Source organism: Methylobacterium sp. J-070 (assembly GCF_022829385.1).
Lineage (GTDB): Bacteria > Pseudomonadota > Alphaproteobacteria > Rhizobiales > Beijerinckiaceae > Methylobacterium.
The window spans coordinates 1-22,821 of record NZ_JAKSXX010000025.1 but is presented as its reverse complement, the minus strand read 5'-3'; the positions used below and the strand labels follow the sequence as shown (position 1 = coordinate 22,821).

Genomic DNA, 22,821 nt, shown 5'->3' with positions numbered 1-22,821 from the left:
CCGCCGCCGGGATCTCCACCAGGTAGCCGAGCCCGTCGTCCAGCCGGCGCAGCCAGCTCCGCGCCCGCAGGGGCGGACCCGTCAGCGCAACCCCCGCCGTCGTCTCGACGGCCGCAATATCGATCTGCATGGCGCCCTCCCGTCGGACCGGGTCCCGCGGGCGCTGCCCGCGGGACCCGGTCCAAGCGATCTTTAGCGCACCCTCGTTCGCCGGGCCCGGTGGTTGCCCCGGCGGAGAGCGCTTCAGGTCAGTTTGCCCGAGACGTCCTCAAGATGCGACCACGCCGCGTCGCCGAATTTGGTCTTCCAGTCCCTATAGAAGCTCGTCCGCCCGAGGGCGTCGCGGAACCGCGCCCGGTCGACGTCGATGAAGGTGATGCCCTTGGCGGTGAGGCTCTCCCGGAGGGACACGCTGAGCCTGGCGACGTCCGCGCGCTGCTCGTTCGCGGACCGGTCGAGCTCCCGCGACACGATCTGGCGTAGGTCCTCGGGCAGCCGCTGCCAGGCCCGCCTGTTGCCGAGGATCCAGTAGCCGTCCCAGACATGGCCGGTCAGGCTGCAGGTTTTCTGGACCTCGTAGAGCCGGGCCGTGGCGGTGATGGCCAGCGGGTTCTCCTGGCCCTCGACCACCTTGGTCTGGAGGGCCGAGTAGAGTTCGTTGAAATTGATCGGGGCCGCCCCGGCGTCGAGCGCCTTGAACAGGGAGGTGAGCATCGGTGCGGGCGGGACGCGGATCTTGAAGCCCCTCAGGTCCTCCGGCGCCCGGATCTCGCGGGTCGAGGAGGTGATCTGCCGGAAGCCGTTGTCCCAGACCTTCGAGACGGTCAGGATCGGCGTCCTGGCGATCTCGGCCCGGACGTAGGTGCCGAGCCCGCCGTCCATCGCCGACCAGACGGCGTCGTAATCCCTGAAGGCGAAGCCGGTATTCGGCAGGCTCGCGGCCGGCACGAAGGTGGCGAGGATCGAGGTCGCGAGGTTGAAGAACTCGACGCTGCCGTTGCGCACCTGCGCCAGCAGGTCGGTGTCCGACCCGAGCTGGTTGGCGGGGAACAGCTTGATCTCCAGGCGACCGCCGGTGGCCTCGCGGATCCGGTCCAGGGCCTCCTGCGCCCGGACGTTGACCGGATGGGTCGGGTCCTGGCCGGTGGCGAGCTTGTAGGAGAACTCGGCGGCCTGCCCGCGCCGGGTGAGGATGGCGAAGGCCGGCAGGGCGGCCGCGGCCGCGAGCAGGCTGCGGCGGCTGAGACGCGTGTCGCGCATGGTTTCACTCCCTGGATGGTCCGGGTCGCCCGATCCCCGCCGTTGACCGCCGGTGGAGCGTGCGTCCCGTGGTGCAATCCGGGCGGCGGCCGGGATCCGGCGCCGTCCCCGCGCGCCTCCCGCGGATGCCTACGCGCCGTCGCCGTTGAGCAGGCGGTAGGCGCGCACCACCTGGCTGTCGTCCGCGGCGCCGTCGCCGCGGCCGGAGGTGGAGACGAAGAGCTGGTGGGCGAGGGCGGCGAGCGGCAGCGCCGCCCCGGCGCCGCGACCCGCCTCCAGCACGATGCCGAGGTCCTTGACGAAGATATCGACCGCGCTCGTGACCCGCGGCTCCGCCTCCAGCATCCGGGGGCCGCGGTCGCGCAGCATCCAGCTCGCGGCCGAGGACCCCGACAGGATCTCCAGGACGACGGCCAGATCGACCCCGACGCGGCCGGCGAGCGCCAGCGCCTCGGCGGCCGCCGCGATATGGACGCCGCACAGGAGCTGGTTGACGGCCTTGACGGTGGCGCCCTGCCCCGGGCGCGGGCCGACGTGGAAGATCCGGTCGCCCAGGGCGTCCAGGACCGGCCGCAGGGCCGCCAGCGTCCCGGCGGGCGCCGCCGCCATGATCGTGAGCCTGGCGGCCTCGGCGCCTACGACGCCCCCCGAGACGGGGGCGTCGACGAAGCGGCGGCCGGTTGCCGCGACGCGCTCGGCGAGGCGTTCCACCGCCTCCGGCGGGCAGGTCGCCATCAGGGCCACGATGGCGTCGGGCGCGAGGGCGTCGAGGGCGCCGCCGGCGAACAGCACGTCCTCCGCCTGGGCGGCGTTCACCACCATCAGCAGCAGCGCGTCGGCGCCCTCCGTCGCCCGCGCCGGGGTCTCGGCCGACACCCCGCCCGCGGCCTCGAAGGCCGCCCGGCTCCCGGGCCGCAGGTCGTAGCCGCGCACCGGGAACCCGGCCGTGACCAGATGGATCGCCATCGGCAGGCCCATGGCGCCGAGGCCGACGAAGGCGAGGCGGTTCACAGCCATCCGCGGATGCTCCGCGCCATCGCGGCCGCCGAGATCCCGTAGCGGTCGTGCAGCGTCGGCAGGGCGCCGGCGTCGAGGAATTCGTCCGGCAGGCCGATCTGGCGGAAGCCGCGCTCGGGCATCGTGCCGTTGCGCATCAGCAGGCCCGCCACCGCCTCGCCGAGGCCGCCGATCACCGTGTGGTTCTCGGCCACCACCACGAGGCGACCGCCGCGCCCGGCCTCGCGCAGGATCGTCGCCGCGTCGAGGGGCTTGATCGTCGGCACGTGCAGGACCGCCACGTCGATCCGGTCGTCGCGCAGGGCCTCGGCCACCTCCAGCGCCCGCATGGTCATCAGGCCGGAGGAGATCACCAGCACGTCGCGCCCGTCGCGGATGGTCTTGGCCTTGCCGAGCTCGAACGTGTAGCCGTACTCGTCGAGCACCAGGGGGACGTTGCCGCGCAGGAGCCGCAGGTAGACCGGCCCCTTATGGGCGGCCATGGCCGGCACGACCTGCTCGATCTCGTGGGCGTCGCAGGGGTCGATGATCGTGAGGTTCGGCATGCCGCGGAAGATCGCCAGATCCTCCGTCGCCTGGTGGCTCGGGCCGTAGCCGGTGGTCAGCCCCGGCAGGGCGCAGGCGATCTTGACGTCGAGGTTCTCCTCGGCGATCGCCAGGCAGATGAAGTCGTAGGCGCGCCGCGCCGCGAACACCGCGTAGGTGGTGGCGAAGGGCGTGAAGCCCTCCCGGGCCAGCCCGGCCGCCGCGCTCATCAGCAGCTGCTCGGCCATGCCCATCTGGTAGAAGCGCTCCGGATGGGCCTGCGCGAAGATGTGCAGGTCGGTGTATTTCGACAGGTCCGCCGACAGGCCGACGATGTCGGGCCGCGTCTCGGCGAGCTCGACCAGGGCATGCCCGAAGGGCGCGGCCTTCGTGCGCTGCCCGGGGGCGGCGAGCGAGGCGATCATCGCCGAGGTCTTGGCTCCGCCGCCGACCCGCGGGGCGGGTGTCTCGTACTTGGAGCGTCTCACCGCGCCCTCCCCTCGTCCAGGATCGCCAGGGCCCGCTGCCACTCGTCCGGCTCCACGCGCAGGAAATGGTTGCGCTCGCGCGCCTCCAGGAACGGCACGCCCTTGGCCATGCGCGTGTCGCAGATGATGATCCGCGGCTGCGGCTCCGGGTGATGCCGGGCGGCGTCGAAGGCCGCCACCAGCGCGTCGATGTCGTTGCCGTCGACCCGCTGCACGAACCAGTTGAACGCCGCGAATTTCGGGGCCAGCGGCTCGAAGTTGAGCACCCCCGTGGAGGCCCCGTCGGCCTGCATGCCGTTCACGTCGACGAGGCCGATCAGGTTGTCGAGCTTGAACGAGCCCGCCGACATCGCGGCCTCCCAGGTCGAGCCCTCGTCGAGCTCCCCGTCGGAGAACAGGTTGTAGACGAAGCTGTTCGAATTCTTCCGCTTGAGCCCCAGGCACATGCCCACCGCGATCCCGAGCCCGTGGCCCAGCGACCCGCCGGTGATCTCCATGCCCGGCGTGTAGGCGGCCATGCCCGACATCGGCAGGCGGCTGTCGTCGCCGCCGTAGCTCGTCAATTCGTCCTCGGGGATGACCTCCGCCTCGATCAGCGCGGCGTAGAGCGCGATGGCGTAGTGGCCGATCGACAGCAGGAACCGGTCGCGGCCCTCCCATTCGGGATCCTCGGGCCGGTAGGTCAGGGCGTGGAAATAGCTCACCGCCAGCACGTCGCTGATGCCGAGCGCCTGGGCGATGTAGCCCTGGCCCTGGACCTCGCCCATGCGCAGGGCGTGGCGGCGGATGCGGTAGGCGCGCTCGCCGAGGGCAACGTTGGACCCCGCGCGGGGGCGCCCGGTCGGTGACGGAGACGTCATGGCGCGGCCCTCAATGGATCAGCATGCCGCCGTTCACGTCGATCACCGCGCCGGTGATGTACGTGGACAGGTCGGAGGCCAGGAACAGGCAGGCGTTGGCGACGTCGTCGGCCACCCCGAGGCGCCCGAGCGGGATACCCCTGGCGATCTCGACCTTGAGCTCGGGGGTGAGCTTGCCGCGGGTGATGTCGGTCTGGATCAGGCCGGGCGTGACGGCGTTCACCCGGACCCCGTCGGGGCCGAGTTCCCGGGCCATGGCCTTGGCGAGGCCGAGCACGCCGCCCTTGGCGGCGCTGTAATGCGGGCCGCCGAAGATGCCGCCGCCGCGCTGGGCGGAGACCGACGACATGCACACGATCGCGCCGGAGCCCTGCTGGCGCATGGCGGGGATCACCGCCTGGCTCATGTAGAGGGTGCCGCGCAGGTTCACGTCGGTGACCGCGTCGTAGTTCTCCGGCCCGATCTCCATGATCTTGAGGGGCTGGGTGATGCCCGCGTTGTTGACCAGCACGTCGATCCGCCCGAGCCGCGTCACGACCTCGTCGGCGGCGGCCGCACACGCCGCCCGGTCGGTCACGTCGCAGGCGAGGCCGAGATGGCCGGGGCCGATGTCCCGGGCGGCTTCCTCGGCCTGGCCGGCGTCGAGGTCGAGGATCGCGACCCGGGCGCCCTGGCCCGCGAACAGCCGCGCGGTGGCCTTGCCGATGCCGCGGGCGGAGGCCGCCCCGGTGATCACGCAGACCCGATCGTTCAGCAGCATGGGATCCTCCCGGCGACCCGCTGGACCGCGGGATCGGACCTGTCGTCCCCTCCCGTCGGTCTCGTTGCCGGGACTGTGCCGGTGCGGGACCCCTGCGACAAACGCGGAATTTGCACGCGTGGGTGAATCCGGCTCACCTCGCGCCGGGCTCAGGCGAGGTCGGGGCTCAGGTCGATCGCGAGTTCCCCGGCGAGCCAGCGGGCGAAGACCCGGAGCGGCGCGCGGCGGCGGGCATCGGCCGGGCAGACGAAGTGGTGGCCCACGTAGGCGATGTCCCGGGCACGCCCGGCGAGCGGCGCGACGAGGCGCCCGGCCGCGACCTCCCGCTCGGCGAGGCGGGTCGATTCCAGGGCGACCCCGAGCCCGTCCGCGGCGGCCGCCAGCGCCAGGAAGCTCCGGTCGAAGCGGATCGCCGCGGCCGGCGGCGCCGCGAGCGCGTTGCGCTCGAACCAATGGGGCCAGCGCACCTGCTTGTTGTCGCTCTGGATCAGCGTCTGCGCGCGCAGGTCGGCGGGTTCGCGGATCGCGGCGGCCCGGGCGGGATCGCAGAGCGGCGTCACCGTCTCCAGGCCGAGCGGCATGCGCACCAGCCCCTCCCCCCGGGGCGGTCCGTAGACGATGTCGGCGTCGAACTCGTCGGTGATGAAGCGGGCGTAGTCCATGCCGGCGGCGAGGCGCACCTCGAAGCCCGGATGCGCGCTGAGGAAGCGGGCGAGCCGCGGCGCCAGCCACTGCGCGGCGAAGCTCGGGGCGCAGTGCAGCCGGAGAAGCTGCGGCCCGCGGTTGGCCACGAGGTCGAAGCCGCGGTTGAGCTCCGCGAAGGCGCGCCCGACATGGTCGCACAGCGCCTCCCCGGCCGGCGTCGGCGTGATCCCGGGCCCGGCCCGCTCGAACAGCGTGACGCCGAGCATCGCCTCCATCTTGCGGATGGCGTGGCTGACGGCGCTGGGCGACAGGTTCAGCTCGCCCGCCGCGGCCTTGAACGAGCGACGCCGCGCGGCGGCCTCGAAGATCCGGATGGCGGAGAGGGGGACGGGCGGGTTCATCCGGGTCAGGATGGGCCCGGACCCGCGGCGCCGGCAATCGGGATCGGGCCACATGCGTGTCGTCGGCGGGCGTTCATCACCCGTCCGCGGCGGGACCCGGATCGCCGGGGCTCACGTGCCGTCGGGGATGAACGTCCCGATGAGGCGCGCCACCTCATCGGGCCGCTCCTGTTGGACCCAATGCCCGGCCCCGTCGACGCGGTGAAAGCCGGTCATGTTCGTGCAGGCCCGGTGGCGCATCGCCTCGACCGCCCCCGGGGTCTGGTAGACCCCCCAGTCCTGCGCGCCCGCGATGAAGCAGGCGGGCACGTCGATCGTGCGGCCCGCGAAGGCGCGGAGGTCGTCGACGCAGGCGGCGTCGGTGTAGCGGCGGTAGCCCTGCAGGCCGCCCTGGAAGCCGGTCCGCGCATATTCCGTCACGTACACGTCCAGCTCGGCATCCGTCAGCCACGCGCAGGACCCGATCTGTTCCGCGGACGGCATCTCGGGGGCGACGGTGGCTGCCATGCCCCGGTCGCGGTCCATGATGTAGTAGGTCGGCAGCCGCGCGAGGTCCTCGGCCGAGGCGGATCCCAGCGGTCGGGGCGCGTTGTCCGGCCAGTCGGCGCTCTTCATGTGGTAGTACGCCCGCAGGACGTCGCGGAGCCCCTGGGGCGCCTGCAGCAGGTCGTCGTTCGCCGCCCGCGTCCTGTACCAGCGCTGGTAGAACTTGCGCGGGCGCGGCAGGGCGGCCAGCGCCGCGTCGAGGGCGTCGTCGCCCTGCGCGGGCGCGGGCGTGGCGGCCCCGGCTCCGACGGGAAGGGGGGGCGGTCCCGCGAACGGGGCGCTCATCATCACGACCGAGCGGACGATGTCCGGCCTGACGAGCGCGCACCATCCGGCGGCGGGCGAGCCCGCATCGTGCCCGACCACGCAGGCGACCCGTCCGCGGCCCAGGGCGGCGGCGAGCGCCAGGGTGTCGGTGACGACGTTCAGGAAGCCGAACGGATGCGTGCTTGCGTCGTAGGACGGATCCCACCCGGTCGTCCGACCGTAGCCCCGCTGGTCGGCGGCGACGACGTGGAACCCGGCCCGCGCCAGCGGCAGCATGATCTTGCGCCAGCTATAGGCCAGTTCCGGGAAGCCGTGCAGGAGCATCACCAGCGGCCGGCCGGCCGGCTCGAACCCGGCCTCCAGCACGTGGACGGTCAGGCCGTTGATCCCCGGCAGGAGGCGTGACCGGATGCCCTCGGGCAGGGTGCCGTTGCCGTACGGTGGACGCTCAGCCTGCACGGTTTTCGCCTCGCGGGTGCATGAACCGAAGCCTTCAGGGTGGTGAGGGCCCGGATGCGACGGACGGCCCGCAGTCGGGCCGTCCGTCGCCTCACAGGTGACCGGGACGCAGGCGATATGTCCAGCCGTCCCCGCGATCGTCGGCCGCGCGATCGCGGGCGCCGTGGAGGCGGCCCCGGCCCGCCCGGCCGATCGATCAATTTTTTGCCGCGATACAGATTTCGAAAGCAGAAGGCGCCTAAATACTGATAACGGGCTCCGCGCCGGTCGGAGCCGCCTGTCCGAGGTGAAGCATGCGCGATCCCGTGTCCGACGTTGTCCGGCGTGCGCCATCGCCCGGCGTCGCGGCCGAGCGGGACGGGCTCCGGTTCCTGCGGGACGGCGCGTGAGCCAGCTCAGATCCGATCTCGCCCTCGCGTTCCAGGCCGCCCGGGCGGAGGTTCAGGGCTTCTCGAGCCCCGAGGGCGACCTGCTCGAAGCGGTGCGCCGGCAGAGCCACGCGCCGATGCGGTTCGTGGACCCGGACGGAACCATCCAGGACGCCCAGGATCGCATGGCCGTGCACATCGACGCGCTTCAGGAACTCCTCGGTTCGGCCGATGCGGCCGGATCGGGCCGGCTGAACCACGTCCGGCAGGCGGCTTGCGAAGCCGTCGAGGCCCTGAAGATCGCGATCTTCGAGCACGGATGCGCGTCGGCAGCCGCCGATCGGGTCGGCCTCGGCGTGTACGGGAAGCGGATCTGACGTCATCGGCGGCCCAAGGGACGGATCCTGCGGGCGGAACAGGAAGGAAGCGCCACATGCGGAAGCCTCGAAAAGCGGCCCCCCTGGGGGCCTCGTGGCTGGCGATGGGCACGGACCTCGCGATGCTCGGCGTCGAGGCCCAGATGGTGATCGGCCAGCGCATCGCGATGCTCATGGTCGGCGGACCGAAGGCGCGGGCCGAGGCGCAGCGGATGGTGACCGAAAAAGTCCTCGCCGCCGGCACCGCCGCGATGACGCTGGCGACGGGCGGCAGCCCGCACAAGGTCGTGCGCGGCTACCGGAGGAAGGTCCGGGCGAACCGGCGCCGGCTCAGCAAGGGCTGACCGGCGCACGCCGCCTTCCCGCCTTCCCGCGTGCCGCCTGCCGCCGCCCCGTGCCGGGCGGGACCGGTGCGCATCCCGCACAGGACGGTGTCAGCCCGGCTCCGCGCGGCCTGCGGCGTCGAGCCGGGCCGCCCGAGCCAGGGCGATCAGCTCCGCGGCGGTCATCTCGCCGTTCGCGCCCGGCTCGCCGCCGGGGCCGGCCAGCCGCAGGACCGACGGCACCGTCCGGACCGGGCTCCGCCGCGCGCGCGCGCGCCGGCGATTTGTCCTGCGATCGACCGGTTCCACCATGACGCTACCCAGATTGACGTCCGGCGCCGCCCAGCGGCCCCGGCCTGCCTTGCACCTCAAGAGCCGCGAGGCCGCGGGTCGGATCGTGGGGCGGTGCCGCGGCGGGATCGCCCCTATCGTCCCCGACAGCCCCATCGGCGTGCGGATCTCGGGCGCAGGGATCCCGGCGGCTGGCCGAGCCCGCGCGCGGTCGCGCCTTCGACGATCACCGCGGACGGGGCCGCGGCATGCTGATGGTCACCAACTCGCCGGTGATCGGATCGAGGATCGTCATGGGCGCTCCCGGTCTGCGCGGCCATGCCGAACCCGAATTGTGGTTTAACCTTGACCGTTCCGTCGGTCCTAAACAGTTTTCAGAGTCGATGTCTCAGGATTCGGGTCTGATCGTGCCGATCTGGCGGTACGAATATTCCATTCGGTCCCGGCCGCGGGACCGGGCGGCGCGCCCGACGGCCGGGGTTCGGGGTGTCCCGACGGCGGATCCCTACACGGACATCCACCGGAGCACGTCGGCCTCGACCATGCCGGCCCGGGTCCCGGCCAGCACCACCTGCCCGCGATCCATCACCGCGTAGGAATCGCAGAGGTCGCGCGCCCACTCGAAATACTGCTCGACCAGCACGATCCCCATCTCGCCCTTGCCGCGCAGGTAGGTGATCGCCCGGCCGATATCCTTGATGATCGAGGGCTGGATGCCCTCGGTGGGCTCGTCGAGCACGAGGAGCTTCGGCCGGGTCACCAGCGCCCGGGCGATGGCGAGCTGCTGCTGCTGGCCCCCCGAGAGGTCGCCGCCGCGCCGGTGCAGCATGTCCTTGAGCACCGGGAACAGGTCGTAGATCTCCCCCGGGATGTGACGGTCCCGGCGCTTGAGCGGTGCGAAGCCGGTCTCCAGGTTCTCGCGGACGGTGAGCAGCGGGAAGATCTCCCGGCCCTGGGGCACGAAGGCGATCCCGGCACGGGCCCGGTCGTAGGGGGGAAGCCCCTGGATCGGGCGGCCGTCCAGCCGGATCGCGCCGCTCCGCACCGGCTGCTGGCCGACGATCGCCCGCATCAGCGAGGTCTTGCCGACGCCGTTGCGGCCCAGAACCGTCGTGACCTGCCCGGCCTCGGCCGTCAGCGAGACGCCGCGGAGCGCCTGGGCGGCGCCGTAATAGAGGTCGATGCCCTCGACGCTGAGCATGGTCATCGTCCCAGATACACCTCGACCACCCGCGGGTCGGCCGAGACCGCGTCGATCGAGCCCTCGGCCAGCACCGCGCCCTCGTGCAGGCAGGTGACCCGGCAGCCGAGGTCCCGGACGAAGTGCATGTCGTGCTCCACCACGAGGACGGCGTGCTCGCCGGCGATCCGCCGGAGCAGGCGGGCGGTCTCGGCGGTCTCGGCGTCGGTCATGCCGGCCACCGGCTCGTCGACCAGCAGGAGCTTCGGGTCCTGCGCGAGCAGCATGCCGATCTCCAGCCACTGCTTCTGGCCGTGGCTCAGATCCGCCGCCGGCCGGCCTCGGTGGGGCAGAAGGCCGACGGTCTCCAAGAGGGCGTCGATCCGCTCCCGCGCCACCCGGTTGCGCCAGCCGAACAGCGACGCGAAGGCGGCGCGGGGCCCTTTGAGGGCGAGCAGGATGTTGTCGGCCACCGTATGGCTCTCGAACACGGTGGGCTTCTGGAACTTTCGGCCGATGCCGAGGTCGGCGATCGCCGGCTCGTCGCTCTTCAGGAGGTCGTGGGTGCCGTCGAACAACGCGATGCCGCTGTCCGGCCGGGTCTTGCCGGTGATGCAGTCCATCATGGTGGTCTTGCCGGCGCCGTTCGGGCCGATGATCGCCCGCAATTCGCCCCGGGCCAGCGTCAGCGACAGGCCGCGCAGGGCCTTGTAGCCGTCGAAGGTCACCCGGAGGTCGTCGAGGTAGAGGAGCGCGCCGGTCTGCCGCCTCTGGTTGGCGGGACCCCGGGCTGCGGGATCCGGGCGTTCGAGGAGGTCGGTGCTCACGTGCCCTGCCCTTCCTCGGCGAGCTTCGGGGGGACGGCCGGCTCCGGCGGCAGCGTCGCCGCCGCCCGCCGGGAGCCGAACCGCTCGATGGCGGTGCCGACGAGGCCCCGGGGCAGGAACAGCGTCACCACCACGAACAGGCCGCCGAGCGCGAACAGCCACGCGTCGGGCATCACGCCGGTGAGCACGGTCTTGGCGTAGTTGACCAGCACGGCGCCGAGCGCCGCGCCGACCAGGGTGCCGCGCCCGCCCACCGCCACCCAGATCACCGTCTCGATGGAGTTGGTGGGGGCGAACTCCCCCGGGTTGATGATGCCGACCTGCGGCACGTAGAGGGCGCCGGCGACGCCGGCCATCATGGCCGAGACCGTGAAGGCCAACGTCTTGAAGTGCTCCGGCCGGTAGCCGAGGAAGCGGGTCCGGCTCTCGGCATCGCGCACGGCGATCAGGATCTTTCCGTAGGCCGAGACCGTCATGATCCGGGCGATCAGGTAGCCGAGCGCCAGCGCCACGCCGGTCGCCACGAAGATGCCGACGCGGAAATTCTGCGACTGGATGGAGAGTCCCAAAAGATCCTTGAAGTCGGTGAGCCCGTTGTTGCCGCCGAGCCCCATGTCGTTGCGGAAGAAGGCGAGCATCAGCGCGTAGGTCAGCGCCTGGGTGATGATCGACAGGTAGACGCCGGTCACCCGCGACCGGAAGGCGAGCCAGCCGAACACGAAGGCGAGCAGCCCCGGCACCAGCAGCACCATCAGCGCCGCGACGGCGAAGTGGTCGAAGCCCAGCCAGTACCAGGGCAGCGCCTTGTAGTTCAGGAACACCATGAAGTCGGGCAGGACCGGGTTGCCGTAGACGCCCCGGGAGCCGATCTGGCGCATCAGGTACATGCCCATCGCGTAGCCGCCCAGCGCGAAGAACGCCCCGTGGCCGAGCGAGAGGATGCCGCAATAGCCCCAGACGAGGTCGAGGCTCACCGCGAGCAGCGCGTAGGCGAGGTACTTGCCGAACAGCGAGACGAGGTAGGTCGGCAGGTGCAGGCCGGAGCCCTCCGGCACCGCGAGGTTCAGCACCGGCACGGCGATGCAGAAGGCGGCCAGCACCGCGAGGAAGATCCAGCCCTTCAGGTCGACGAGGCGGGTGCGGGGGGTCATGCCGGGATTCCTCGTTCGGGCCCGATCTGCTCCCCGCGCAGGCTGCTGGCTTCGTTCAGGCTGACGGAAAGGGCGGTCCTGAGAGGGCGAGCACCCTCCCTCCCCCCTCTGCGGGGGAGGGAGGCCCTCGCGTCAGCGAGGGTCGGGAGAGGGGAACCCGGCATCCGGAAAGGGCGGAGCCGGTGTGAAGGCCGCAGTCTCGTTCCGCAGCGTCGCCCCCCTCTCCCCCCCTGCTTCGCAGGGTACCCTCCCCCACAGCGGGAGGAGGGAGGGCGCGTCGGCGCCCTCACGATTCCACCGCCCGGCCCTTGAGCGCGAACAGGCCGCGCGGGCGCTTCTGGATGAACAGGATGATGAAGACCAGGAGGCCGATCTTGGCCAGGACCGCGCCGATATAGGGTTCGGCGAGCTTGTTCACGACGCCGAGCGTCAGGGCCGCCACCAGCGTCCCCCACAGGTTGCCGACGCCGCCGAACACCACGACCAGGAACGAGTCGATGATGTAGCCCTGGCCGAGATTGGGCGAGACGTTGTCGATCTGCGACAGGGCGACCCCGGCCATTCCGGCGATCCCGGAGCCGAGCCCGAAGGTCAGCGCGTCGACGTAGGGCGTGCGGATGCCCATGGCGGCGGCCATGCGCCGGTTCTGGGTCACCGCCCGGGTCTTCAGGCCGAAGGACGTCCTCCGCAGGACGAACAGGAGGCCCAGGAACACCGCCAGCGCGAACACGATGATCCACATCCGGCCCCAGGTGATCGACAGGCCGAACACGTCGACGGCGCCGCTCATGAAGGCCGGCGCGCCGACCTCGCGGTTGGACGGGCCGAAGAGCGAGCGCACCCCCTGCTGCAGGGCGAGGCTGATCCCGAAGGTGGCGAGCAGCGTCTCCAGGGGGCGCCCGTAGAGGAAGCGGATGATGAACCGCTCGATCAGCACGCCCATCAGCCCGGCGACCAGGAACGCGCAGGGGATGCTGATCGCGAGCGACCAGCCGAACAGGGCCGGCGCCTTGGTGCGGATCAGCTCCTGCACGCCGTAGGTCGTGTAGGCGCCGAGCATCACCATCTCGCCGTGGGCCATGTTGATCACCCCCATCACCCCGAAGGTGATGGCGAGCCCGATGGCGGCGAGCAGCAGCACCGAGCCCAGCGAGATCCCGTACCAGACGTTCTGGAGGGCGCCGAGGATCGCCAGCCGGGTCTCGATCGCCGCGATGCCGCGGGCGGCCGCCGCCCGCACCGCCTCGCTCGGATCCGCCGCGAGACCGCGCAGGATGCCCATCGCGTCGCCATCGCCCCGGGCCTGGATGGCGGGAATTGCGGCAATCCGGTCGGCCTCCGCCGTGCCGGGCCTGGCGAGGAGCACGGCGGCCCGGGCCTCGGTCAGGGCCTGGCGGACGCCCGGGTTCGACTCGCGCGCCAGGGCCGCATCGAGGGCCGGCAGCGCCGCGGCGTCCCGGGCCTTGAACACCGCGTCGGCGGCGGCGCGGCGCTTGGCCGGATCGGGGCTGGCGAGGTCGAGCTGCCCGCGGGCGGCCTCGATCGCCCGGCGGACCCGGTTGTTGGCCCGCACGGGCTTGAGGTCGGGGCCGTCGGCGGCGGCTGCGCCGGTCCGGGCCTCGACCACCGTGCCGCCCTGCCGGATGAGCAGGGCCTTGTCGCCGGGGCGCACGAGCAGCCGGCCGTCCGACAGGGCCGCGAGGATCGTGTCGGCGCGCGGGTCGCCGCTCGCCGCGAGGCCGGCGACGCCCGCCTCGATCTCGGCATAGCCGTCCCCGGCGAGCTGGCCGTAGGGGTCGGGACCTTGCGCCTGCGCGGGGGCGGCCAGTAGCAGGACGAGGAGGGTGAGGAGACGGAGCATCGAGACTTTCGGCACGACGGCTGGCTCTCCTCCCCCCTGCGGGGAGGAGCCGGAGGTGGGGGTGGTGCAGGATCGAGTGCTGCGGTGCCTTCTGCACCACCCCCACCACCACCCCCACCCCTGCCCCTCCCCGCAGGGGGGAGGAGATAAGCAGCGGCCTACGCGCCGCCGCAGGTCTTGGTCTTGGTGTTGTAGTTGCCGCACTTGAGCTTGACCCAGTCGGCCTCGAGGTCCTTCGAGCCGTCGAGCTGCTTCGACCACGCCTCGCCGGGGATCAGCTTATCGGTCTTCCACACCACGTCGAACTGGCCGTTCGCCTCGATCTCGCCGATGAAGACCGGCTTGGTGATGTGGTGGTTCGGCAGCATCGTGGCGGTGCCGCCGGTGAGGTTCTTCTGCTCGATGCCCGGCAGCGCGGCGATCACCTTGTCGGGCTCGGTGGTGCCGGCCTTCTCGACCGCCTTCACCCACATGTTGAAGCCGATATAGTGGGCCTCCATCGGGTCGTTGGTGACGGCCTTGGGGTTCTTCCGGAAGGCCTGCCACTTCTTGATGAAGTCCTCGTTCTCCGGCGTCTTGATCGACTCGAAGTAGTTCCAGGCGGCGAGGTGGCCGGTGAGTGGCTTGGCGTCGATGCCGGCGAGCTCCTCCTCGCCCACCGAGAAGGCGACGACCGGGATGTCGGTGGCCTTGATGCCCTGGTTGCCGAGCTCCTTGTAGAACGGCACGTTGGCGTCGCCGTTGATGGTCGAGACCACGGCGGTCTTCTTGCCGGCCGAGCCGAAGGCCTTGATCTTCGAGACCTCGGTCTGCCAGTCGGAGAAGCCGAACGGCGTGTAGTTGATCAGGATGTCCTCGTCCTTGACGCCCTTCGCCTTGAGGTAGGCTTCGAGGATCTTGTTGGTGGTGCGCGGGTAGACGTAGTCGGTCCCCTCCAGCACCCAGCGCTTGGCGCCGCCGCCGTCCTCCGACATCAGGTAGTCCACCGCCGGGATCGCCTGCTGGTTCGGGGCGGCGCCGGTGTAGAACACGTTGCGCTCGCTCTCCTCGCCCTCGTACTGGACGGGGTAGAACAGGATGTTGTCGAGTTCCTTGAACACCGGCAGCACCGACTTGCGCGACACGCTGGTCCAGCAGCCGAACACGGCGGCGACCTTGTCCTTGCTGATCAGCTCCCGGGCCTTCTCGGCGAAGAGCGGCCAGTTCGAGGCCGGATCGACCACCACCGGCTCCAGCTTCTTCCCGAGCACGCCGCCCTTGGCGTTCTGCTCGGCGATGAGCATCAGCATCGCGTCCTTGAGGGTGGTCTCGGAGATCGCCATCGTGCCCGACAGCGAGTGCAGGATGCCGACCTTGATGGTCTCCTGCGCGCGGGCGGCCCCGGCGCCGAACGCGCCCATCGCGAGCCCGGCGGCCAGTGCGGCGGCCGGACCCCAGGTTCCAAATGCTTTCACGGCGGTGCCCTTCGTCGTCGTTGAGACGACCCGTGCACGCAAGTCATGTGCCACATATTTAGGCAGTCGCGGCGGCGGTGCGGCCCGGCGCGGGGTCCGATGTCCAAACGGGTGACATCGCGCCGCGCGTTTCGGCAGTCCCAACGGTCCGGAGGCAGCCGGGCCGCGCCGGGACGGAGGCCCTCAAGCCTCCCGATCGGCGCGGCGCAGGGACCAGAGCAGGCTGCCGCTGGCGTCCACCAGCCAGAGGGCGTTCACGGCGTCGATGTCGATCGTCTGCGCGCGGCCGTTGGCCAGGCGCACGGCCTCCTTCGCGTCGGCGGCGGTGAGCGTCTCGTCGACGAGCGGCGCGCCGATCTCGCCGTCCGCGCCACGAACCGCCCCGCGCAGGCGATAATCCGGCATCCGTTCCTCCTGTCCCTGGCTCGTCGGCGCCCCGACCTGTGCGGATATCCGCGGGTGCCAAGATAGGCACCGGCGCGGCGTGTCGAGGGGTGAGGCGCTACGGCCCCGTCCCGTCCGCCAGCACCGGGCGCGGCTCGGCCAGGAGCAGCGTGCGGAGCGCCGCCGCGGAATCCCGGGCCGGCAGGCCGAGGATGCGCGCCGCCCCGGCGATCCGGGTCGCGCAGTCCTCGGGCCGGGCCGGGCGCGGATCCGGGGCCGCCGCGTCGAGGGAGCCGGGATCCGCCGCGGGCGTCCGGGCGAGGAGCGGCGCGAGCCCGGGGCGCCGCCCGGCCCGGAGCCGGGCGTCGAGGGCCACCAGGTCGCCGGCCGCGAGGGTCCCGCAGGCGGCCGCGTCCCGGGCCCCGGTGGCCCGCATCATCGCGACAACCCGGCGCCCCAGCGCCCGGACGACGCCGTCGTCGCCGGCCCGGAACCGCCGCCGCAGGTAGGCGCCGGCCATCCGCCTCAGGCCCGCCGCCGCATCCGCCTCCGGCCGGCCGGCCGCGTAGCCGTCCCGGTACCAGCGGGCGATGGGATCGAGGTCCGCCGTCCCGGCCTGCCGCAGGATCGGCAGGGCGCGCAGGATCGCGGCGCGCGCCCCGCCCGCGCTCGGATCCGCGTCGAGGGTGGAATCGGGGAAGCGGTCCGGGCCGACGATCTCGGTGACGAGGCCGGCCGCGCGCAGCTGCGCCGCGTCGGGGATCCAGATCCCGGCCGGCGGCACCGCCAGGGCCCGCGCCACGAACGCCCGCGGCAGGCCGGCGGCGCCGTAGGCCGCCCGCTCCGGCGCGGGATCCACCGGATGCATCCGGCCGTGCGCCCCCAGCGTGTAGGGCGCGTGGAACCCGAGCCGCCCGCCCGCCGCGAGGAAGCGTCCCCGCCCGCGGACGAAGATCAGCGTGCAGGCCGACACGCAGACGTCGGGCACGTAGGTGGCGAGCCCCCGGGCGGCCACGAGCGCGCCGATCGCCGCGCCCTCCTCCACGAGGCCGCCGTCGCTGGTGAGATGGAGGCGGGCGATCCGGGGATGGGCGTCGAGGAGGGCCGCCACCCGGCCGGCGACGCCCTCCGTGAGGTCGCCCGCGAGGCGCAGGTCCAGGCCGCCAGGCCCCACCGTGACCCGGGCCGGGATGGCCGGGCCCTCGGCGAAGGCCGGGCCGGCGGCAGGCCCGAGCGCCAGGGCGAGGACGGCCGCAGCCATCCCCGTCCGGCGCCCCCACAAGCGGGGGGAGACCGACATGGCGGTGATCCATCGTGGGTGATCGGAGCCGGCCGGGTCGGCCGCGGCGCGCCTACTGGAGGTAGGCGACGAACATCTCGGACACGGTCCGGGACGCGTAGGCCTCGGGGCTCTCGCCCCGGCGGACCGGGAAGGCCTCGGCCACCCGTCGGCCGGCGAGGATCCGGGCCACCTCGTCGGGCATCAGGCCGTCGTCGGCCGCGCCCGCGAGGGCGGCGCGCTCGTGGACCGACAGAGGGGCCGCCGCGGCGCGCCCGGCGATGTCCCTCCGGGCTGGGGGCCAGTCCGTCGCCGCGGCAGCGCCGGGACGCGGGCTGCGGCCGAGATACGGGGTACGGGACGTGTCAGAATTCAGCATCGCTGGTTGCCTTCCCTGTCGTGGATCGTGCGCTCTCCTCGTTCCGGACGCAGCGACACGGCAGATGGGGCGAAGTCGTCAGGACGATCCGATCCTTGGTGGCAGTCATCGCACCCTCCATCGTTCCGGCCTAGACTGTCTTGGCAACGGCCTGAATCTACGCGGAGGCGCCGAGAATGTGCTGCCAAATCGGCGACGCTTCGAGGCACAGCGTATTCGCCGACGGCGCGATCGGGAGCAGACGCAAGGCTCCGGAGCCCGATCCCGTCGCGCCCCGCGACGCTGCACGGCCGGGCGATGCGCCCCGCCCCGGTCCGGGCGGGCGGATCCACGGATCTCCGTCCGAGACGTGGCGCGTGCGCGTCGGCCGGAGACGAGGGCACGGGGCGGGCCCCGCGGAGCAGGCGGATCCCCGCCGCATCCTGCGGCGACGGTCTCGCCGAAGTGTCCCGGACGCCGTCTCGACGCGGGCGAGGCCGCCTGCCACTGTCCCGTGGGGGCCGCGGAGAGACGGGTGCGCCATGACGGGATCCAAGACCGGATCCATGACGGGATCGATGGCCCGGGCGGTGATCGTCCAGCCGGGGGGCGGTTTCGACGCGGTCGGCTTCGGGGAACGGCCGGTGCCGGAGCCCGGACCCGGCGAAATCACCGTCCGCCTGCGGGCGAGCTCCCTCAACTACCACGATTACGCCGTCGTCAGCGGGATGTGGGGCCCGAGCGAGCCGCGCATCCCGATGTCCGACGGCGCCGGCGAGGTCGAGGCCGTGGGGCCCGGCCCGGCCGCGTTCGCGGTCGGCGACCGGGTGGTCAGCACGTTCTTCCCGACCTGGACCGAGGGCACGCCTCTGGTCGAGGGCTTCGCCACCGTTCCGGGCGACGGGGTCGACGGCTACGCCCGCGAGCGGGTGACCGCGCCCGCCACCGCCTTCACCCGCGCCCCGAGGGGCTGGGACCACGCCGAGGCGGCGACGCTGACCACCGCGGCGCTGACCGCGTGGCGGGCGCTCCACGCCGATGCGGGGCTCAAGAGCGGCGACGTCGTTCTGGTGCAGGGCACCGGCGGCGTCTCGCTGTTCGGCCTGCAATTCGCCAAGGCGGCGGGCGCCACGGTGATCGCCACCTCCTCCAGCGAGGACAAGCTGGAGCGCCTGCGCGGGCTCGGCGCCGACCACCTGATCAACTACCGCGCCGAGCCGAACTGGGGCGAGACCGCCCGGCGGCTCACGGACGGGCGCGGCGTCGACCACGTCCTCGACGTCGGCGGGCCGGGGACGCTGGAGCAGTCCATGGCCGCCGTGCGGGTCGCCGGCCACGTCTCGGTGATCGGCATCCTCTCGGGGGTGGCGGGGGAGCTGCCCCTGGTGCCGGCGCTCCTGCGCCAGATCCGCCTGCAGGGCGTGCTGGTCGGCAGCCGGCGCCACCAGATCGAGATGGTCCGCGGCATCGAGGCCTGCGGTCTGCGCCCGGTCATCGACCGCCGCTACCCCCTCGACGACCTCGTCGCGGCGTTCCGCCACCAGGAGAGCAACCGCCACTTCGGCAAGATCTGCATCGAGATCTGAGCGGCCGGCGCGGGGCCGGCGGGTGAATGGGAGGAGCCGATGCGCGTTCTGATGACCGGTTACGAGCCCGAGGCGGTCGACTTCTCGGACCCGGCCCTGCCGCCCGGGCTCGACGCCGCGAAGATCCGCCGGGGCATCGCGGCGACCACGGAGGCAATGCGCGCCCGGGGCTGGACCGTGGACCATTGCCTCATCCGCCCGGACGATTCGGCCGGCCCGGCCCTGCGGCGGCACCTCACCGCCGCCGCCTACGACTGCCTCGTCATCGGGGCCGGGATCCGCGGCTGGACGCGGCACCTGGCGGTGTTCGAGGTCGTGATCAACACGGCCCGGGAGGCGGCGCCGACGGTCCCGATCGCCTTCAATACCCATCCCGAGGACAGCCTCGAGGCGGTCGAGCGGGTGTGCCCGGCGGCGCGTCCCTGACGGGGCCGACCGGAGGACGCCCTGAGGACGCCGAGGGGGCCGCCCGTCCGCTCAGCGGAAGGCCGGCCCCAGGCCGCCCGGCACCACGGCGGCCCAGGACGCCGCCGGACGGCTCGGCGGGGCGGGGTCGTGCGAGCAGCCGTTCTCGCAGAAGGCCTGGAGCGTGCGCCGGTCCAGGCCGATGTCGCACAGCATGTCGTCGTCGAGCGCCGACAGGACGCGGAGATTCCGTGCCGCCGTGCGGCGTTTCCGGACAGCCTTCAGGAATGAGACGAGCATGATACAGCCTCCGTAGCGCCGATATATCTGTGATTTGTTCACATATGGCGAAATCAACGTCGCTGTATTGTAGATCTTCCGCATCCTTCGTTTGGACGACTGATAGTTCCGCGAGGAAAATTTTTGGCGTAGCCGCCCTGTGCGGTGGCGATCGGCTGCGGGCTGAGCAGCAGCAGGCGCATCAGCTCCGCCTGGCGGCGGGTGCCGGTCTTCTCGAACAGGCGCCGCAGGTGCACGCGCACGGTGTTCCGGGTGACCCCGCGGCGCAGCGCGCTCGCCGCCAGGTCGTTCCCCGCCAGGATGTCGACCGCCAGGGCGGCCTCGGCGGGGGTGAAGCCGAACTGGTCCTGCAGGGCGCCGGGGCCGGGCAGCCGCGCCTGCGCGGGATCGACGAGGCGCAGGAGCACGGCGCCCCCGGCGGCCGGCCCGGGTGCCGGGGGAATCGCGCAGGCGGCGACCAGCAGCGTCCCGCCCTCCCCTTCGAGGCGCGCCGAGACGCCGCGGCCGGCGGCGCAGCCCGAGAGGATCCGGCGCAGGGCCGCGCCGTCCGCGGGACTGGAGCCGCGCAGGCAGCCGTGCACCAGGCGCAGCAGGCCCCGGTCGACGAAGGCCCGGGCGGCGCGGTTCAGGAAATGGGCGCGGCCGGACCGGTCGGTGACCGCCAGCCCCTGCTCGAACTGCTCGACCAGGAGGCGGAGGGCGGATTCCACGGGGACCGGCTCCGGGGCGGCGCCTGCGCTGCCGCCGGCGATGATCCGCCAGGGGCGCCGGGAGCGGGGCTCGGCGTCGGCCCGCGCGCCGCTCGGATCCGGGTCGGGTTCGGCGATCATGCGGGGATCCTCATCCGTTGGACGGGACGACGGGGTGAAGAACCCGGCGGGGCGGCCGGTTATTCCCGGCGGCGCGCGATTCCTGCGCCGCGCCGTCCCGAAAGCCGGGCCCCGGGCTCCGGGACGGGGGCCTATCCCGGACGGCCGGTCCGGGACCGGAACAGGTCCACGAAGGCGCGCAGGTCGTGCTGGTTGAGGTCCGACACCGCCCAGTAGGTGAGGTCGCCGAGGCGCCACCGCTCGATCGTGGATCCGTCCCGCCGCTCCTCCCCGGCCCCCGGCCCGTCGGCGGCGGGAACGGCCGTGACGCTGATCACGTGCCGGTCCCGGCGGTAGACCAGGGTCGGCACGGGGGCGCCGGCGACGATGTCGATCCGGCCGCCGACCAGGGGGAAGCCCTGGTCGGCGAGGTCCGGCGCCTCGGGGGCGACCGTGGTGCGCCCGTTGAACCAGGGCTTGACCACGTGGCGGTCGGAGGAGGCGATATCGAAGGGCTGCGGCGCCGCGAGGCCGCGCAGATGGCCGGCGAGGACGGCCTCGCCGGCGGCCTCGGGGCGGTCGACGCGGAGGGCGCCGCTGCCGAGGGTCGCGCCGCCGGCGACGCCGAGGAGGAGCGTCGCGGCGAGCGCCGGCCAGGGGCCGCCGGACCAGGGGGCGCTGGTCCCGGAGGCGTTCCAAGGGCCGGACCAGGATTTCGGCCAGGCGCCGCGGCCCGGCGGCGGATCGGCGAAGCCGACCTGCCGGATCGCGCGGCCGCGCAGGGTCCCGGGGACGGGGGGGCGCGCCAGCGTCTCCCGCAGGCCGTCCGAGAGGCCGCGCAGGCGCTCCGCCGCCGCCCGCAGGCCCGGCTCGGCCGCGAGGCGGCGCTCCATGGCCAGGACCTCGCCGGCCGACAGCTCGCCGTCGAGGTAGGCCCCGAGGAGCAGGAGCGTCTCGTCGTCGTCGATCATCGCGTCCTCGATCATCGCCCGTCCTTCGCGAGCCGAGCCAGCAGGTGCTGCCGCGCGCGGCCGAGGCGCGACATCACGGTTCCGATGGGGACGCCGGTGACCGCGGCGATCTCCCGGTAGCTGAGGCCGTGGTACTCGCGCAGGACGAGCGCCTCCCGGAAGGCGACCGGCAGGGCGTCGACCGCCCGGGCGAGCCGGCCCGCCTCGTCGCGGGCGATCAGGGCCGCCTCCGGCGTCGCCGGCGCCTCGGCGAGGAGGCCCCCGGCCTCCAGGGCGGCCTGGGCCTCGGGGGCGAGATCCTCGGCGAAGACCACCGCCCGCGGCCGGTGCCGCTGCAGCCAGGAATAGCCGGTGTTGCGGACGATGGTGAGGAACCACGCCCGCGCGTTGCCCTCCGCGAAGCCCTCGATGGCCCGGTAGGCGCGCAGACACGCCTCCTGCATCACGTCCTCGGCGTCGGTGGCATCGCCGGTGAGCCAGTGCGCGAGCCGGTAGCCCTCGTCGAGGCGCGGGAGGACGAGCTGGCTGAAGCGCGCGCGGGCCAGGGTCGTCATGCGGTGCGCCGAGCCGCGCACGCGCTGTCGGTCGTCTGCGAAGCCATGGGTGCTCCAGCCTGCCGCCCCCGCCACGGAATCGAGAACCGCCGGGCGACGGGCTTTATTCCCCGCTCCGGCGGAGCCGGCCGCCTCAGTCGCGGCAGCCGCAGCCGGACCGAAGGGGGAGCCGGGAGGCGGGCCGGCCGCAGGCTCGGTAAACGCGCCGCAGGAACAGGGCGGCGGACCTCGTGTTGTCCGCCAAATCTTTTCCGGAGACCGACGATGTCAGGAACCGCCAAGAAGACCGACCCGAAACTCTGGGACAAGGTCAAAGAGCAGGTCACGAAGTCCGACAAGGGCGGAAAGCCGGGCCAGTGGTCGGCGCGCAAGGCACAGATGGCGAGCGCCGAATACAAGAAGGAAGGCGGCGGCTACGCGGGCAAGAAGGACGCCGACAACCACCTCCAGCAATGGACCGACGAGGCGTGGGGGACGAAGTCCGGAAAGGACAGCGGCGAGACCGGCGAGCGCTACCTGCCCAAGAAGGCGCGCGCGCGCCTGACCGACGCGGAATACGCCGCCAGCACGGCCAAGAAGCGGGCCGATACCCGCAAGGGCAAGCAGTTCTCGAAGCAGCCGAAGGCCGCCGCCGAGAAGGCCGCCGCGGCGCGCAAGGGCGGCGGAGCCGGCGAGGACCGGAAGACCGGCACCACCAAGGCCGCGCTGATGCGCAAGGCCCGGGCGCAGAACGTGCCCGGCCGGTCGCGGATGTCGAAGGCGCAGCTCGAACACGCCGTCCGCGCCTGACGCGCAACGCAAAACGTCCCGGGAGAGGCTCCCGGGACGCTCCTCGGCTAAGCGGCCAGTCTGATCGGGCTGGGGATGCTCAGGTCGAGAGGGGGGTGGCGCGGCCGGAGGGCCGCGCGGGATCCCGAGATCGAACCCTGGCCCCCCGCGCGGGCGCGGGGGGCGTCGCGTCCCGAAGCCCTTAGTACGAGCCGAACTTGTAGTTCAGGCCTGCGCGGACGACGGCGAACTCGTCGGAGCGGCGTCCGATGCCGCTGTAGACGACGGGGAAGTTGTTGGCGGCGTTGATGACGAACGCGCCCTGGTTGCGGGTGTTGCGGTCGAGG

At 72.8% G+C, this 22,821-nt stretch carries 25 protein-coding genes and 1 pseudogene; 5 read left to right on the top strand and 21 right to left on the bottom strand.

Translation table 11 applies throughout. The features are described 5' to 3' along the window. Positions 1-243: 243 nt before the first annotated feature. From MKL01_RS01040 to MKL01_RS01010, 7 genes are all read right to left on the bottom strand, one after another. On the bottom strand, positions 244-1,260 hold the full coding sequence (locus MKL01_RS01040) for a TRAP transporter substrate-binding protein (RefSeq protein ID WP_243903383.1): 1,017 nt from the start codon (positions 1,258-1,260) through the stop codon (positions 244-246). A gap of 129 nt (positions 1,261-1,389) precedes the next feature. After that, a complete protein-coding gene (locus MKL01_RS01035) occupies positions 1,390-2,277 on the bottom strand; it encodes an NAD(P)-dependent oxidoreductase (protein ID WP_243903382.1) in 888 nt (295 codons plus the stop codon). Beyond that, positions 2,268-3,290 carry a transketolase family protein gene (locus MKL01_RS01030; protein ID WP_243903381.1) on the bottom strand — a complete coding sequence of 341 codons (1,023 nt, stop codon included), beginning with the start codon at positions 3,288-3,290 and terminating at the stop codon, positions 2,268-2,270. Before MKL01_RS01030 ends, MKL01_RS01035 begins: the two co-directional genes overlap by 10 nt. Further along, positions 3,287-4,150, bottom strand: a complete 864-nt coding sequence (locus MKL01_RS01025; protein WP_243903380.1) for a transketolase — start codon at positions 4,148-4,150, stop codon at positions 3,287-3,289. The genes MKL01_RS01030 and MKL01_RS01025 overlap by 4 nt, the downstream gene beginning before the upstream one ends. 10 nt (positions 4,151-4,160) lie before the next feature. After that, positions 4,161-4,910: an SDR family NAD(P)-dependent oxidoreductase gene (locus tag MKL01_RS01020; RefSeq protein ID WP_243903379.1), complete on the bottom strand. Its 750-nt coding sequence runs from the start codon at positions 4,908-4,910 to the stop codon at positions 4,161-4,163. A 149-nt stretch (positions 4,911-5,059) separates the two neighbouring features. After that, positions 5,060-5,956 (bottom strand): LysR substrate-binding domain-containing protein, encoded by an 897-nt coding sequence (locus tag MKL01_RS01015; RefSeq protein ID WP_243903378.1) that lies wholly within the window; start codon positions 5,954-5,956, stop codon positions 5,060-5,062. A gap of 111 nt (positions 5,957-6,067) precedes the next feature. After that, positions 6,068-7,228 (bottom strand): alpha/beta fold hydrolase, encoded by a 1,161-nt coding sequence (locus MKL01_RS01010; protein WP_243903377.1) that lies wholly within the window; start codon positions 7,226-7,228, stop codon positions 6,068-6,070. A 385-nt stretch (positions 7,229-7,613) separates the two neighbouring features. On the opposite strand from MKL01_RS01010, the gene MKL01_RS01005 reads away from it, so the two are divergent. Both MKL01_RS01005 and MKL01_RS01000 read left to right on the top strand, forming a co-directional pair. Further along, positions 7,614-7,973, top strand: coding sequence for a hypothetical protein (locus MKL01_RS01005; RefSeq protein WP_243903376.1), 360 nt, complete (start codon positions 7,614-7,616; stop codon positions 7,971-7,973). Between the two features lie 56 nt (positions 7,974-8,029). Continuing rightward, on the top strand, positions 8,030-8,317 hold the full coding sequence (locus MKL01_RS01000; protein ID WP_243903375.1) for a hypothetical protein: 288 nt from the start codon (positions 8,030-8,032) through the stop codon (positions 8,315-8,317). A 90-nt stretch (positions 8,318-8,407) separates the two neighbouring features. Here MKL01_RS01000 and MKL01_RS35575 read toward each other — a convergent pair whose 3' ends face one another. The 9 genes from MKL01_RS35575 to MKL01_RS00960 form a co-directional block, all read right to left on the bottom strand. Beyond that, complete coding sequence (locus MKL01_RS35575; RefSeq protein ID WP_279604329.1) at positions 8,408-8,539, bottom strand: hypothetical protein; 132 nt, start codon at positions 8,537-8,539, stop codon at positions 8,408-8,410. 553 nt (positions 8,540-9,092) lie between these two features. Next, the gene (gene urtE / locus MKL01_RS00995) at positions 9,093-9,788 is read right to left on the bottom strand and encodes an urea ABC transporter ATP-binding subunit UrtE (protein WP_243903385.1); all 696 of its coding nucleotides are present in this window, start codon (positions 9,786-9,788) and stop codon (positions 9,093-9,095) included. 2 nt (positions 9,789-9,790) lie between these two features. Next, the gene (urtD, locus tag MKL01_RS00990; protein ID WP_243903374.1) at positions 9,791-10,594 is read right to left on the bottom strand and encodes an urea ABC transporter ATP-binding protein UrtD; all 804 of its coding nucleotides are present in this window, start codon (positions 10,592-10,594) and stop codon (positions 9,791-9,793) included. Next, entirely contained in the window at positions 10,591-11,745 is a 1,155-nt protein-coding gene (urtC, locus tag MKL01_RS00985; protein ID WP_243903373.1) for an urea ABC transporter permease subunit UrtC, read from the bottom strand. The genes urtD and urtC overlap by 4 nt, the downstream gene beginning before the upstream one ends. Before the next feature lie 286 nt (positions 11,746-12,031). Then, entirely contained in the window at positions 12,032-13,606 is a 1,575-nt protein-coding gene (urtB, locus tag MKL01_RS00980; RefSeq protein ID WP_243903372.1) for an urea ABC transporter permease subunit UrtB, read from the bottom strand. Positions 13,607-13,764: 158 nt separating this feature from the next. Further along, complete coding sequence (urtA, locus tag MKL01_RS00975) at positions 13,765-15,006, bottom strand: urea ABC transporter substrate-binding protein (protein WP_243903384.1); 1,242 nt, start codon at positions 15,004-15,006, stop codon at positions 13,765-13,767. 237 nt (positions 15,007-15,243) lie between these two features. Further along, positions 15,244-15,465 carry a hypothetical protein gene (locus MKL01_RS00970; protein ID WP_243903371.1) on the bottom strand — a complete coding sequence of 74 codons (222 nt, stop codon included), beginning with the start codon at positions 15,463-15,465 and terminating at the stop codon, positions 15,244-15,246. Between the two features lie 97 nt (positions 15,466-15,562). Beyond that, positions 15,563-16,744: a hypothetical protein gene (locus MKL01_RS00965; RefSeq protein WP_243903370.1), complete on the bottom strand. Its 1,182-nt coding sequence runs from the start codon at positions 16,742-16,744 to the stop codon at positions 15,563-15,565. Positions 16,745-16,796: 52 nt separating this feature from the next. After that, positions 16,797-17,102 (bottom strand): hypothetical protein, encoded by a 306-nt coding sequence (locus MKL01_RS00960; protein ID WP_243903369.1) that lies wholly within the window; start codon positions 17,100-17,102, stop codon positions 16,797-16,799. A gap of 545 nt (positions 17,103-17,647) precedes the next feature. Between MKL01_RS00960 and MKL01_RS00955 the strand changes: the two genes are divergently transcribed. Both MKL01_RS00955 and MKL01_RS00950 read left to right on the top strand, forming a co-directional pair. Further along, on the top strand, positions 17,648-18,667 hold the full coding sequence (locus MKL01_RS00955; protein ID WP_243903368.1) for a zinc-dependent alcohol dehydrogenase family protein: 1,020 nt from the start codon (positions 17,648-17,650) through the stop codon (positions 18,665-18,667). Positions 18,668-18,706: 39 nt separating this feature from the next. Continuing rightward, the gene (locus tag MKL01_RS00950) at positions 18,707-19,093 is read left to right on the top strand and encodes a flavodoxin domain-containing protein (protein ID WP_243903367.1); all 387 of its coding nucleotides are present in this window, start codon (positions 18,707-18,709) and stop codon (positions 19,091-19,093) included. Positions 19,094-19,144: 51 nt separating this feature from the next. Here MKL01_RS00950 and MKL01_RS00945 read toward each other — a convergent pair whose 3' ends face one another. The 4 genes from MKL01_RS00945 to MKL01_RS00930 form a co-directional block, all read right to left on the bottom strand. After that, complete coding sequence (locus tag MKL01_RS00945; protein WP_243903366.1) at positions 19,145-19,372, bottom strand: DUF1127 domain-containing protein; 228 nt, start codon at positions 19,370-19,372, stop codon at positions 19,145-19,147. Between the two features lie 53 nt (positions 19,373-19,425). Beyond that, positions 19,426-20,202: a helix-turn-helix transcriptional regulator gene (locus MKL01_RS00940; protein WP_243903365.1), complete on the bottom strand. Its 777-nt coding sequence runs from the start codon at positions 20,200-20,202 to the stop codon at positions 19,426-19,428. A gap of 131 nt (positions 20,203-20,333) precedes the next feature. Continuing rightward, positions 20,334-21,167, bottom strand: coding sequence for an anti-sigma factor family protein (locus tag MKL01_RS00935; protein ID WP_243903364.1), 834 nt, complete (start codon positions 21,165-21,167; stop codon positions 20,334-20,336). Further along, positions 21,164-21,706 carry a sigma-70 family RNA polymerase sigma factor gene (locus MKL01_RS00930; protein WP_243903363.1) on the bottom strand — a complete coding sequence of 181 codons (543 nt, stop codon included), beginning with the start codon at positions 21,704-21,706 and terminating at the stop codon, positions 21,164-21,166. Before MKL01_RS00930 ends, MKL01_RS00935 begins: the two co-directional genes overlap by 4 nt. Before the next feature lie 264 nt (positions 21,707-21,970). On the opposite strand from MKL01_RS00930, the gene MKL01_RS00925 reads away from it, so the two are divergent. After that, on the top strand, positions 21,971-22,495 hold the full coding sequence (locus tag MKL01_RS00925; RefSeq protein WP_243903362.1) for a hypothetical protein: 525 nt from the start codon (positions 21,971-21,973) through the stop codon (positions 22,493-22,495). A 181-nt stretch (positions 22,496-22,676) separates the two neighbouring features. On the opposite strand, the pseudogene MKL01_RS00920 reads toward MKL01_RS00925, so the two are convergent. Beyond that, positions 22,677-22,821: pseudogene (locus MKL01_RS00920) on the bottom strand (porin family protein); the annotation flags it as partial.